The following is a 13,717-nucleotide window of genomic DNA, read 5'->3' as shown; positions in this document are numbered from 1 at the left end:
GTGCTGACTTAGAACTAACTCAATAGCTACTTACATTGTAGCGATACGATCGACATGATACAAATAATCTGAATCGCTTGCATTGACTGTTACAACAAAATATAACAAAAACTTTCGAATCCTATGCCAGTCTTCGCTACTATAGGGTAAGCAAAACCTTCTGTCAATAATCGTGTCACCGTATAAAAAAAAGAAACTCTCGCCAGCGGCCTCAGAGCTTCTTTTGTAAGATTCTATTCATTATCTAGCCTTCTTCTGGAATAGCAATTCTGGATACAGTCTCATGATCATCTCAATATTGAGAAAATCCTTCATCGACCATTTGAACCTTGCATTAAATCGAGCGCAAACCTCTTCAATCTGAGATCTGCCCAGGAGCCGATCACGTAAATAAATCTGCTTAGCCCAATAAATCATCCCACTGCGCACGATATTTTTTGTAACGAGTACATTCGAAAACTGCTGCAGCTCATTAAGGCTTCGAAACATTTCAATTCGATTATACACAGTGTAGTGCGTCGTATAAGCACGATTGCCTCGATGCTTCGTATTGGAATGCTTAATAATATAATCAGAATTAACTAGATCAGCATGTTCTGAAATCGTGTTTTCGCTGCATTGACCATTCTTTTTAACATACAAGCGCTGTTCATTGGCCATTAATGCTAGATCGCAAAGCTGTTCATCAAACGCGATAACTTCTCGCTTTACACGATTTTGATCATCGGTAATAACCACTTTATTCAAGGTCGGATTAACATGCTCCATCTTTAACGTAATGAGCTCTATCAATTTATCACCCTGAATACCATTCCACAACGCTTCTACTATAAATTTATCCTGAGCATTCACAAGCGTTTTCAATACATATTGCTTTTCTTGAAAAGACATATAGTTTTTAACAGGGATTACTAAGCTATAAATATAGTCTGTGCTGCGCTTATGCCATGGGTTTTCTTCATGGGACGATATCCCTTCCTGAATGGCCCAATCTATATAGGAAGATATGGTTGAATAGATAGATCGTGAGCTTTCCTTCGTTTTAGGCTGCAAAATATCGATAACAAATTGCTTTAGCTGCTCTTCCGTAAAATTACAAAGATCCTTTTGATGTTTGTACTCCAATAAGGCAGATTTTTTGAAAATACGTCCATATACCTCTTTCGTATCCTTATTGCGGTAACGCTCTAAATATCGAGTTTTAGCAGATTCATTATACATTAAAGCATCCATACTATGCCGATGCATCTGATGTCTCCCTTCTAAAGCTGGATATTAATAGACAATAAGAAAAACTAAATTCATTGTATTATAACCATAAAATTACATAAATACAACCATTTATTTCTAGTATAATTACGCATTTATCCTTCTATATATATGAGAGTAATTATAAAAATGTGATTAATTGCTAATTAAAATAATGAATTGTCAAGTTGCTAACAAAAAATATCATTATTATTCGACAATCTCCCACATTTAAAAAAGGAGCGAGATCGAGGATGCATTCATCTCTCAATCTCGCTCCTTTTATTGTATTCAAGCCTTTCACCTACGCTCTACGAGCTGTTTCAGCTCGCTCACAAGCCGATCCAATTGTTCAAATTGACGACTTATTTCGACCATTTGTCCATACTGCTGCTCCATATTCGCATTCACTTCTTGCACAGCCCCCATATTTTGCTGTGTGGCAGCAGAAATACTATTCATTCGATCCGCAAGCATCGCTGATTGCTCGGCAAGACTTTCAGTCGAGATAGCCGCACGCTGCGTATGCTCAGACGCTTGAAGAGAATTGGATTGGGCCTGAATCAGTGCTCCAGACGTTTCCTCTAACGAGGTGCTGCTTCGTATAACGGACTCATTGCCCTGCTCAACGTATTGATAGGCTGTATCAATGCTGCGGTGGATCGCAGCCAGCAGATCACTGATTTGCTCGACAGAACCGCGAGTGTGCTCAGCCAGCTTGCTGACTTCCCCTGAAACAACTGCGAAGCCCCTGCCATGCTCTCCTGCTCGAGCCGCTTCAATTGCAGCATTCAGCGCAAGCAAATGAATTTGAGCCGCGATATCGTTAATTGTCGTTGCAATCTCACGCACATTCTCATTGTTGTGCTTGAGTCGCTCCATCTCTTCCAGCGCCTGCTTGGTAGACTGCTTCAGCTGTTCCATCTCCTCGCTCATACGCCGAATTTGCTCGGTATTCATCGTGCTGAGCACTGAATTTTTCTCGGCGTATTCACCTACAAGCTGGAAGCTGTCGGTTAGCTCTTTTATACTGATATCCATCGTCTGGGTCGCATCATTAACCGCAATAATATGATTGGTCTGCTGTTCAACCGCAGAAGTCATTTCATTAAAGGTGGATGTCACTTCATGTGAAATCGTTGTCGTTGACATCACTTGTTCTTTTTGCTTTGCACTAAATTCGTTCAGAATCAAGATCGACTCCTTCAGTTTATCAAGCAGCTTGTCAGACAGCTCCTTAGATTCGAGCGCTTCCTGTTCTCGCAGCTGAATATTACGCTGCAGACGTTGTGCAAAATAAGAGGAAACACTTAACGCAATTGTTGCAAACAATAGATACATATACAGATACATCAATGAATCATGGGGGAAAATTCTAGTTTGTATCGTTTCATCCATGTACACGTATGTAGTCAAAATTCCACCAAGCACACCAGTAAGAATAATTGGACGATAATCGGAGTAAAGCGTTACTATAGCCATATTTACATAAACTAAAAAATATGTGCTGATGACAGGTTCAGGATCGGACAGCATCAGCACCGCCGTAATACTGATTAGTCCAAAAGGAACGACATATTTCACATAGGGCGCCAGTTTAGAGATGAACGTCATCACGGTCGCTACACCTGTAATGAGTCCGCCAACAATAATAAGCAATAAAATCATAGCCCAAGGCAAACCAATGCTGATATCAGTAATAATACCTAAAGCAAGCAATCCCCAAATAATCCAAAGCAATAATCGATTTCTTCTGTCCAGTTCTGTTAACGTTTTTGTCATTCTTGTTCCGCCTTTTCGTTTATTTGCTAGTTGCGTATACGGTCGTTTTATACCATGGAAATTGTTCAGTATGGCCATTGATGTAACCTACATCCATGACAGCCGGAACAACGTAATCTCCTTTATAAAACATTTTTTTGCCCAATTGCTGCATTGGAACTTTGTACACAATTCGCAATGCTCGCATAAATACAGGCTCAAGCAGCGAAACCATGCAGGTGATGCCATGCTTTGCTGCACTGGCACAAATTGAGGATAGCACCTCATCCGTATACGATCCCTTTCCTCTAAAAGAGCTTAACAAGGCAATCTTATCGCTTTCACCGACATATCCATTTGCCTGAAGCACCCAAGGATGGGTCGCAAAATCGGCGAATTCGTTAATGACGCTGCGCGCATCAGCATAGTACGGCTTTAATTCAGAGGTTCCAATCACCTCATCCTGTTCAGTGAACACGATGTTCCGCTCTATTGCATCGTCACAAAACTCCAGCTCGTATCCCTTCTCACGCCACACCGTTGTCCAGACTCCATTAAATAATGCTAGTTCTACTTCATTTTCGACTGATTTGTACATATTAGCTGCGATCACTCCTACTTAAAACCTAAATAATTGGAAAATTTATTATAATTATGTAACAACAGCCTTATATTTTAAAGAGGCCCGCCGTCCTATTTTCGCATATTTTGACAAGTCCAGAACGTATTTTACACTTTTTTAACAATTTTTCTGCTGATTTTAGTCGATAACGCTTTCATTTTAGTGAATATTTATTTGCTTTTTTATGACTTGAGTAGTAAAGTGATAAAAAAGTTGCAATTACGAAAGAGGTAATGAATGAATAGGATCACACGCGGCTCATTAACCTGGACGAGATTGATGAGATTCAGCAATCAAAGCAATGCTTTATCGAATGACTTTCTCAAAAAATTTCAGCTGACAACGGCACAATTCGATGTACTCGCGCAAATTTATACGCATCAGCCGCTTACACAAAGCGAGCTCGCCGAAAAAACATTGATCACGCAGGGCGGCATCTCGCGCATGCTGGTAAGATTGGAGCAGGAAGGATATATTATTCGAGAAAAGGATTGGAAGACAAAAACGATCAAGCTGAGCGCAAAGGGCGCTGCTGTCATGGAACAGGCGATGCCTGCACAGCTTGCCTTTCAGTCGTCTATCTTCGAAGAAGCTCTTACAGAGGAAGAGCATAAAACACTCTATCGTTTATTAACAAAGCTCCATAAACACAGCTTGGATAAGCTGTGACGGAATGTTTCAACCTAACTCTCGACTAATTAATTGATTAATAGGAGGAGGAAGACACGATGCCACAAATATTAGGTCATCATCATATCTCGATGTTTGCAAAAAACGCGCGGCAAAACAAGCAGTTCTATACAGAGCTGCTTGGCTTAAGGCTTGTCAAAAAAACCGTCAATCAGGATACACCTTCGATGTATCATCTATTTTATGGCGATGAGGTCGGCACGCCTGGAACAGAGCTGACTTTCTTCGAGCTTCCCCAAGCAGGACATACTGTAAGAGGGACTAATGCGATCGACACAATCGGCTTGCTTGTGCCCTCCTCTGATAGTCTCAGCTTCTGGGCAGCTCGTCTATCAGATCATGGCTTACAGCATAGCGGCATTATAGCCTATGGCCCTTACGAAGCCATAAAGTTTGAGGATCCTGACCATCTAACGCTTGTGCTGCTCAGCAATGAGGGTAAAGCAACACCTGAGAGATGGACGCCATGGAACCAATCTCCTGTCCCGAGAGAGCACGCGATACTAGGCATGGGCGCGATCAATATTACCGTTCGCAGCATGGCACTGTCCGTACAGCTGCTGACAGGACTGCTTGGCTATACGATTATTCATCAAACAGAATCACAAACAACGCTGCAGGCGGTAAAAGGAGAGCATTGGGGCGAGATTATCGTAACAGAGCAGCAAGGCGAAGCCGCACGCCCCGGAAAAGGCAGCGTGCATCATCTGGCACTAACGGTTGCCGATAAAGAGGAACTGAACAAGTGGGATAATCTGCTCAAGCATTATGGTATTAGAACAACTGGCGTCATTGATCGCTACTACTTTGCCAGCCTGTATTTCCACGACCCTAATGATATTTTATACGAGTTAGCTACAGATGGCCCTGGCTTTACGATTGACTGCGATTCTTCAGAGCTTGGCACAAGACTTGATCTACCGCCGTTTCTTGAGCAGGATCGCGCAGCTATCGAAGCTAATCTGCAGCCGCTTGATTAAGGAGGCTGCGATGCAACACTATCGAATTGATCCGTCTAAAGGAATGGAATTCGGTCTGTATTCCCTTGGCGACCATATGGTTCATTCTATGATTAGCACACCGATATCGGCGGAACAACGCATTAAGGAACTAATTGATGCAAGCAAGCTTGCCGAAGCTGCGGGCATTGATGTATTTGCACTGGGTGAGAGCCATGAGCTGTATTTCACAACACAAGCTCATACCGTAATTCTAGGTGCTATCGCACAGGCAACAACGAGCATTAAGCTATCCAGCTCCGCGACCGTTCTAAGTGTACATGATCCGGTTAGAGTATATGAGGATTTTGCGACGCTGGATCTAATCTCACATGGACGCGCAGAGATCGTCGCAGGACGCGGCTCGCGCATCGGGGCGCATGAGCTGTTCGGCTTGGATTTGAACGATTACGAGGATATATTTGAAGAAAAGCTGGACCTGCTGCTGAAGCTGAATAACGCAGATCGTCCAGTAAACTGGCACGGAAACTTCCGTCCTCCGCTGCTTCGGGCTCACATATTGCCACAGCCTAAGCACGGTCATCTCCCGATATGGAGAGCAGTTGGCGGTCCGCCTGCCAGTGCAATTAAAGCTGGAAGTGCTGGAATTCCAATGGTGCTCACTACTTTAGGAGGACCTGCCGTCCATTTCCAGCAGTCTGCTATTGCCTACCGCGAAGCAGCAGCGCTAAATGGTCATTCGCCAGAGCAGCTGCCGATTGCGACAGCCAGCTTATTTCATGTTGCTCCAACAACCGAACAGGCTTTTCGCGACTACTACCCATACTTGAATGCAGGCTTTACTGCGATACGGCGCACCGGATATCCGAGACAGCAATTCGAAGCGGCAGTAGATTACAAGGATGCACTCATGATCGGCAGCCCGCAACTCATAATCGAAAAGCTGCTTTATCAATACGAGCTGTATGGACAGCAGCGTTTTATGGCACAAATCGACTTTGGCGGCGTCCCCTTCAAGATGATCATGAATATGATTGAGCTGATTGGGCGGGACATTATTCCCGCTATCAAAAAACATACTCGTCAGTCAAGCAAGGAGGACAGTGATCACTGAACGCATACCAAAAAGAGATTGTTCAGAAAGCCAGTAAAAACTAACGATCTGAACAATCTCTTCTCTAATTAGCCCAATGATATAAGCTGCTTGGGATAACTGGTTAGCACTCTCGCTGTCCCTGCATCAGTAATATACACATCGTCCTCGATACGTACCCCGCCAAGCTCCGGATGATAGATGCCTGGCTCTATCGTATACAGCAGCCCTGCCTGAACAAATGTCTCATTACCCGCTGCTACAGATGGCTGCTCATGCACCTCCATGCCGAGGCCATGCCCAAGTCGATGGGTAAACAACTCGCCGTAGCCTGCTTCTGCAATAATATCCCTTGCAATGCGATCCAGCTCAGCCAGCGATACACCTACACGGCTTGCTGTAATTGCAGCTTCATTGGCAGCAAGCACTGCACTGTAGATGCGCCGCTGCTCTGATGAAGGATCGCCCATTATAAAGGTGCGTGTAATATCCGAGCAGTAACCATCTGCTTGAACACCCATATCGATCAGCACAAAGTCTCCCTGCTTCAGCTTGGCGCTGCTTGCCCTTCCATGCGGAAGCGCCGATCTGGCGCCGAACAGCACCATCGTTTCAAAGGCAGGACGATCCGCACCCAGCTTGCGCATCTGATAGTCAAGCTCTGCTGCCAGCTCGATCTCACTCATTCCAACAGCAGCCAGCTTTGCCGCATGTGCCACAACCTGCTCGACGAGCTGCACCGCATGCTGAACCTTGGCGATTTCATACTCGCTTTTGAACATTCTAAGCGCAGCTATCCCATCCTCAATATCTACACAAGCTGGATGCTGCAGCACCTCGAGCAAGCGCTCATAACGAGCCGCACTAATCACATTTTTCTCCAGACCAAGTTGCGCGGGACGCTGACACGAAGCCTTCAACACCTCATACGGATTCTCGCCATCTGAGATCGGGATGATCATCTCGATCTTGGCCGCTAATTTTGCTGCCTGCTCATCAAGCAGCGGTACAAACAGCAGCTCCTGCTCTGTCTCTGCCTCCATATAAAACGCCATAAAACGCTCATGTGGCTCGGCATAAAAATCTGTAAAGTAATAAATGCTTGAAGGCGAAGTCAGCAGCACCGCCTCAATCTGATGCCGCTTCATATACTGCTTCAGCTTCTCTTTTCGATCTCTCCACAACACATCGTTGTTCACTAAGATCCCTCTTTCCTCTATTCGGTCCTCCGGATCAGTGTTAGCTTAGCGCTACTTAATATATGCATCGCTAACGAGCACATCCGCCAGCACCTCTGAAGGTATTGTAAATTCAACAATCCCCATGTAGCCAGGAGCTACTTCATATTCATTGAATACGATAACCAGCTGCTGCTGATCATTGATATAAAAAGTCTGATCCGCAGAAATATGCTGGAAGGCATCTGTCATCGCTTCATCGTCAGCTTGTTCAATCCAATAAATAAGCGATTCATCCTGCTCCATGCGTGAAATCATCTGCTGCTTAATATTATCGCTGATGACCGCAATATAATCATCATGTTTAAATAAGCTTGGCAATGTAATCAGCCATTCATTCTGCTTGTCAATCGTGTCGATGTGATAGCTCTCAGCGGAAGAACCTGCTGTTTCTACAACGTAACGCGCTAGCGATAGAATTTGCTCATTATTCGTTTTGATTTCATAGCCGCTATCTATGCTGAAATGACCGCCTTTTACATCCTGAAGCTTCGTTTCAGTCAAAAACTGCTCATACAGCGCCTTGCTTTCTGCTGCATATTTTTCATTAAGCGAAGCTTGAAGCTCTGTATTGTTCATATCCTCTAGCGATGGAACCTCGATATGTGCTGAATTCCCACCGTCCTCCACCTTGTACGAGGTGAAGGAGACCACCCTCACGACCTGACCAAGTACTGGCAATTGCTCCATCGATCTCGCAAGCGCAGGGCTCGCATTCACACAACCTACAAACAACAATGCAGCAGCGGCTGCTCCTATAGCTGTTTTCTTCATCACAGAAATCCCTCTATTCTTTTTTAACGCTTGTCTTACGACAAAGTCCAGCTCTGCAGGAACCGGAATTTGATTGTACTCCTTTTTCAACTCATCCAGCTTCTTATCCATTATGAATGACCCCCCGTATATGTTGTTTCCTTCATCATGCCGCGCAGCAGGTCAAGCGCACGATACAATCTCGTTTTCACTGTGTTTTCACTAATGCCAAGCACTTCGGCAATGTCACGCAGCGTCAAATCCTCAAAATATTTAAGTATAATAACGATTCGATACTTGGCAGACAGCTTATGCAGCACCTGCTGGAGATCGATATTAGCGTAGCTGTCTTGACTGCTAGGCATGACACCCTCCAGCATCGATTGATCAAGCAGCAGCTCCCGCTTCTGCTTGCGCAGCCTATCGATGGCTGTATTAATAACAATGCGAATATACCAATTTCTCATATTAGAAGCATCATCCAATCGATGTACCGATCGCAGTGCCTTGTGAATAGAATCCTGAACCACATCAAGCGCATCCTGTTGATTCTTCACATAGCTGTATGCCAACCGATAAAAATGCTCCTTTTCCTGTAAAATTAATGCTGTTAAAGCTTCCTCCCGGGTCTTGCGACTCAATGTATGTCACCTCCTATAGCTGCTTTTCTTTTGCCACGCGGTACTATGAAAGCTAGTGGAAAACGTGCCTTGTTCCGTCCTTCGTATATATAACGTACAGCCGTATGAAAATAGTTTTTGTCATATCCACACTTATTTTTAGTGTTAATATGCTGCAAGATGAACAAAAAAACTCCGCCTACAGCCCAAGCATCAACCAGAACGGTTACATGCGGACTAAAGACAGAGCTCCCTATTGTCTATTTTTTCTATTCATTAATGCTTCGGCTCCAGCTTCGGCTCTTCATTCAAGAGCGCTTGCTTCCACTTCTCATAAAGCTTCCATGCCGACCCATTTTCGATAATTGGCTTGCACACATACAAGCCCTGCTCAATCGAATCGACTCGCTTCGCTGCATAAAGGCGCATTGCTGCATTCAACAGCACTTGATTGGAATAAGCAGCATGCCCTGCGCCCTGCAGCACTTCCTCAGTAACGCGTACCTGTTCTTCAGCCGTCCAACAACCCTGCTCAGGCAGAGCGGTTTCCAGCCCATACAGTTCAGGATCAATCACGTTAAGCTCCGCCTTTCCTGGCTCTACCGCGAAGACACGCGTCGGACGATCAATAAACAAATCCTCTGACCCTTCCACACCTTGCACGATTAGCGCTTGCTTATAGTCCAAATGCTGCAGAAGCTCACTCATGCGGTTGAATACCGTATTGTGAAAAACGCCAAATACAAGATAGGGCGAGCAGCTATAGTCCATCAGTTTTTCCACTGTATTTAATATGGTGCGCATATCAAGCTCCTCGCGAATGCTGCGCAAATTAGCGAGCGGCGGGAACCAGCTTTCGGCTGGTACAACCAGCACCCCCGTAAGCCGCGCAAGCTCGATTACTCGTTCTTTGGGCAGTCGCTCTAAATCCGCCCCCATCGCCAGCAGCATATCATGTAGTGTAATTCCGCGTTTTGGCGGCAAAGTCGCCGAGCCATGAAGGGTAACAGGCAAGCCAGCTTCAGCCAGCACAAATGCCGTAGCTAATGAAGCGTAAAACGACTTCTTCCTGCCATCATATGGCCCGCTGCAATCGATTCCCTGCTGGATTGGAGCGCGATAAGCAAGAGCGCGGCTCGCATCTACAAAAGCTTTAAGCTCAGAAACACTCTCCATTTTGATGCGCTGCGCTACAAAAAATGCACCGATCTGAACGGGAGTTGCTTTTCCTGACAGTATCCAATCCGCTGCTTCGAGCGCTTCCTCATATGTCAAATCACGCGCGCCTCGCTTGCCGCGCCCAACCTCTTTTAATAGTTTTATAAACATGATGGCACCCCTTTCGTCATTTCTCCAGCAGCTGATAAACCTTAACTATAGAAGACGCCACATCAACCAGCCGCTTCCGCTCATTCATGGCTTGTTTTCGCAATAAATCATACGCATCAGCCTCAGAAATTCGTTTTGTTTTGCACAAAATGCCCTTTGCTAGCTCGATCCACTTTCTTTCTTCGATTTTTCCCTCTAGCATTTTCCGTTCTGTAAGCCATTGTTGCCGTTCGAAGCACTGTTTGGAAGCAAAATACAACGCCCAATGCAGCTCCTGTTCATTCATCGCGGGTGTCAGTAAGCCGTCGAGGAGGATATCACTATCACAAAATGCCTTGGAAAGCTCACTCGTATATGCACTGCACCACCACAGCAAAGGTAGCCGCTTCCATTGCATAAGCGGATGAACCCATCGTTTCGTGTCCTCTAAGGGCATATTCAACACGACTGCATCTGCGTCCTGAATGCCTGTTTTCACCTGATCCATTCGCTTGGCACAGCTGACGATATAACCAACTGTTTCTAATGTTTCCTTCGGAAGGATCGGATCGCAAGTAGCTTCATGCTCAGCTTGAATCGGCAAACCAGAGATCAATAAAATCGAACGCATATGGTAGCTCTCCCCCCTCCTGCTCAGCGCTTAACAGTCGCGCCTCAATGTTTATGTCATTATATATAACATATATCTCGTAGTTTTGTCGATAATGACAAAAATCCTATTTTTTACGTTAGATATATTTACATAAACTCGTTTATATAGTATAGTGTGTGTCATAGAAGTTCTCATTTTCTATAACCCTATAATAACGACTCGAATACAATGGCGTATTCGAATGAAGTGGCGATGAAGCCTGCTTCGCATGATGAATTTAGATTACACATGACCTGTGTGTCTGGTTCGCTATGTGAAGCAGGCTTTTCTAGTTTTAGCGTACTGGAGAGGAGAGAGATATAATGAATAACCGAAAGAAGTTAGTGTTAATTGGAAACGGTATGGCAGGTGTTCGGACAATCGAACATTTGCTCAAGATAGCACCCGAAGCATACGACATAACGATTATTGGCGAGGAACCTCATCCAAACTATAACCGCATCATGCTTTCCTCAGTTTTGGCTGGAGGCACAGAGATGAGCGAAATTGTCATAAACGACTGGGAGTGGTACAGAGAGAATCACATTTCGCTCGCCGTAGGCCAAAAAGCAACCACTATTGATACGAAGCAGCGAGTCATCACAACGGATGCAGGGAAGCAATTTTCCTACGACAGCGTCATTCTCGCAACCGGTTCTCATCCGTTTATTCTGCCTATTCCAGGAGCAGATAAAGAAGGTGTCATTGCTTTCCGCAATATTCGTGATTGTGAAATGATGCTGGAGGCATCCAAGCAATGTAAAAAGGCAGTCGTAATCGGCGGAGGCTTGCTTGGACTCGAAGCGGCTAGAGGACTTATTCATCTCGGTATGGAAACGACAGTTGTTCACATCCATGACTATTTGATGGAACGACAGCTGGATGAGCCTGCAGCCAAAATGCTGCAGCGCGAGCTCGAAGCACAAGGCATGACATTTTTACTGAACAAGCATACTGCGGGAATTACAGGACGCAAACGCGTCAAAGGGCTGCAATTTATCGACGGCAGCGAAGTGCAAGCTGATCTTATCGTCATGGCAGTCGGGATTAGACCGAATGTAGAGTTGGCTAAAGCATCAGGCATCGATATCAATCGCGGGATCATCGTCAACGACTTCATGGAAACAAGCATCCCTAATATATACGCAGTAGGCGAATGCGCAGAGCATCGCGGCATCGCTTATGGTCTAGTGGCGCCGCTTTATGAACAAGGTGCAGTATTAGCGAAGCGTCTGGCAGGCGTCGAAACGCAAGGCTATCAGGGCTCCGTTACCTCAACCAAGCTAAAGGTGTCTGGCGTAGATGTGTTCTCTGCTGGCAACTTCACAGAAAACGCTGGCAACAAGGCGCTGCGCATTCAGGATGATCTTGGCAGCACCTATAAAAAAATCGTTATCGAGCAGGGCAAGCTGGTAGGAGCTGTGCTGTTCGGCGATACAACAGATGGAACTGAGCTATTCTCCCTTATCAAGCGAGGAGAAAACGTCGAAGGACGAGAAAAGGAGCTTCTGCTGGGCTTCTCCCTCGATCAAATGAATGGCGGCGACCCACTCGCCAAATACGAAGCAATGCCAGCCGATGAAATTGTATGTGGTTGCAACGGTGTCTCAAAAGCAACGATTGTAGACGCGATTCATACGAAAGGCTGCAGCAGCGTTTCCAGTATTAAAGCATGTACGAAGGCTTCCGCCTCCTGCGGAGGGTGTAAACCGATTGTTGAAGGTTTGCTCAAGGTGTATGCAGGAGATGCAGCTGCTGAGCCTGTTAAGGAAGGCATCTGCGGCTGCACAACCTTGTCTCGCGATGAAATCGTAGCTGAAATCGAGCGCATGAAGCTGCTTTCCATTAAAGAAGCTATGAATGTGCTTGGTTGGGAAGAACCGGAGGGCTGCTCAAAATGCCGTCCTGCATTGAACTATTATATTGGTATGCTGTTCCCGGAGGATTACGTGGACGAGAAAGAATCACGTATTACCAATGAGCGCTTCCATGCGAACATTCAAAAGGACGGAACATTCTCCGTTGTCCCTCGTGTATATGGCGGGGTCACGACACCATCTGATCTTAAAAAGATTGCCGAGGTAGCAGAGAAGTTCAATGTGCCAATGGTGAAATTCACAGGCGGTCAGCGTCTCGATCTATTAGGCGTCAAAAAAGAAGATTTGCCACAAATGTGGGAAGAGCTTGATATGCCTTCCGGTCATGCTTACGGCAAAACGCTTCGTACCGTAAAAACCTGTGTCGGCTCTACCTTCTGCCGATTCGGTACACAGGATTCTATCTCAATGGGTATTCAAATGGAAAAGGCTTTCGAGCGACTAAACACGCCATCTAAGGTAAAGCTTGCCGTGTCTGGATGTCCGCGCAACTGTGCGGAAGCGACGATTAAGGACCTTGGCGTAGTAGCGATTGACGGCGGCTGGGAGATCCATATTGGTGGAAATGGCGGAGTAAAAGTCAGAGCTACCGATCTGCTTTGCGTGGTGAAAACCGAGGATGAAGTAATGGAATGGTCCTCTGCTTTCCTTCAATTGTATCGTGAGCAAGCGGTATGGAATGAACGGACAGCACAATGGATTGAGCGTGTCGGACTGGACTACGTGAAAAAGGCACTCGAGAAAAAAGAAGACCGAATCGCACTTGTAGCACGTATCGAAAAAACATTAAGTCTTACAAGAGATCCTTGGAAGGAAATTATCCATGATAAAGAGCTTCGCAAAAATTTTGAACAGCTTACCGAAATCGAATCGGTTACACGTTAGGAGGTACAGGA

The 13,717-nt window shown here is 45.4% G+C and carries 12 protein-coding genes; 4 read left to right on the top strand and 8 right to left on the bottom strand.

Going from position 1 to position 13,717, the window contains the following annotated elements:
- Positions 1-240 precede the first annotated feature (240 nt).
- The 3 genes from ACFP56_RS12480 to ACFP56_RS12470 all read right to left on the bottom strand — a co-directional run bounded on the left by ACFP56_RS12480 (position 241) and on the right by ACFP56_RS12470 (position 3,607).
- Positions 241-1,248, bottom strand: a complete 1,008-nt coding sequence (locus ACFP56_RS12480) for a phage lytic cycle repressor MrpR family protein (protein ID WP_379234913.1) — start codon at positions 1,246-1,248, stop codon at positions 241-243.
- Between the two features lie 300 nt (positions 1,249-1,548).
- Positions 1,549-3,030, bottom strand: a complete 1,482-nt coding sequence (locus ACFP56_RS12475; RefSeq protein WP_379234911.1) for a methyl-accepting chemotaxis protein — start codon at positions 3,028-3,030, stop codon at positions 1,549-1,551.
- A 19-nt stretch (positions 3,031-3,049) separates the two neighbouring features.
- Positions 3,050-3,607, bottom strand: a complete 558-nt coding sequence (locus ACFP56_RS12470) for a hypothetical protein (RefSeq protein WP_379234909.1) — start codon at positions 3,605-3,607, stop codon at positions 3,050-3,052.
- 261 nt (positions 3,608-3,868) lie between these two features.
- Between ACFP56_RS12470 and ACFP56_RS12465 the strand changes: the two genes are divergently transcribed.
- The 3 genes from ACFP56_RS12465 to ACFP56_RS12455 are packed head-to-tail and all read left to right on the top strand — an operon-like array spanning position 3,869 to position 6,394.
- Positions 3,869-4,300, top strand: a complete 432-nt coding sequence (locus ACFP56_RS12465; protein ID WP_379234907.1) for a MarR family winged helix-turn-helix transcriptional regulator — start codon at positions 3,869-3,871, stop codon at positions 4,298-4,300.
- A 59-nt stretch (positions 4,301-4,359) separates the two neighbouring features.
- Positions 4,360-5,301 (top strand): VOC family protein, encoded by a 942-nt coding sequence (locus tag ACFP56_RS12460; protein WP_379234905.1) that lies wholly within the window; start codon positions 4,360-4,362, stop codon positions 5,299-5,301.
- Between the two features lie 10 nt (positions 5,302-5,311).
- On the top strand, positions 5,312-6,394 hold the full coding sequence (locus tag ACFP56_RS12455; RefSeq protein WP_379234903.1) for an LLM class flavin-dependent oxidoreductase: 1,083 nt from the start codon (positions 5,312-5,314) through the stop codon (positions 6,392-6,394).
- A gap of 68 nt (positions 6,395-6,462) precedes the next feature.
- Here ACFP56_RS12455 and ACFP56_RS12450 read toward each other — a convergent pair whose 3' ends face one another.
- From ACFP56_RS12450 to ACFP56_RS12430, 5 genes are all read right to left on the bottom strand, one after another.
- On the bottom strand, positions 6,463-7,572 hold the full coding sequence (locus ACFP56_RS12450) for a M24 family metallopeptidase (RefSeq protein WP_379234901.1): 1,110 nt from the start codon (positions 7,570-7,572) through the stop codon (positions 6,463-6,465).
- 51 nt (positions 7,573-7,623) lie between these two features.
- A complete protein-coding gene (locus ACFP56_RS12445) occupies positions 7,624-8,496 on the bottom strand; it encodes a DUF3298 and DUF4163 domain-containing protein (RefSeq protein ID WP_379234899.1) in 873 nt (290 codons plus the stop codon).
- Positions 8,496-9,005: an RNA polymerase sigma factor gene (locus ACFP56_RS12440; protein ID WP_379234896.1), complete on the bottom strand. Its 510-nt coding sequence runs from the start codon at positions 9,003-9,005 to the stop codon at positions 8,496-8,498. The genes ACFP56_RS12445 and ACFP56_RS12440 overlap by 1 nt, the downstream gene beginning before the upstream one ends.
- Before the next feature lie 255 nt (positions 9,006-9,260).
- Entirely contained in the window at positions 9,261-10,316 is a 1,056-nt protein-coding gene (locus ACFP56_RS12435; protein ID WP_379235887.1) for an anthranilate phosphoribosyltransferase, read from the bottom strand.
- A gap of 13 nt (positions 10,317-10,329) precedes the next feature.
- On the bottom strand, positions 10,330-10,923 hold the full coding sequence (locus ACFP56_RS12430; protein ID WP_379234894.1) for an ANTAR domain-containing response regulator: 594 nt from the start codon (positions 10,921-10,923) through the stop codon (positions 10,330-10,332).
- Between the two features lie 344 nt (positions 10,924-11,267).
- Between ACFP56_RS12430 and nirB the strand changes: the two genes are divergently transcribed.
- The gene (nirB, locus tag ACFP56_RS12425) at positions 11,268-13,706 is read left to right on the top strand and encodes a nitrite reductase large subunit NirB (RefSeq protein WP_379234892.1); all 2,439 of its coding nucleotides are present in this window, start codon (positions 11,268-11,270) and stop codon (positions 13,704-13,706) included.
- Positions 13,707-13,717: the final 11 nt, after the last annotated feature.

It is taken from the genome of Paenibacillus septentrionalis (genome assembly GCF_042659865.1).
In the GTDB taxonomy this organism is placed as follows: Bacteria; Bacillota; Bacilli; order Paenibacillales; family Paenibacillaceae; genus Pristimantibacillus; species Pristimantibacillus septentrionalis.
This window is presented reverse-complemented; position numbering and strand designations above follow the sequence as displayed.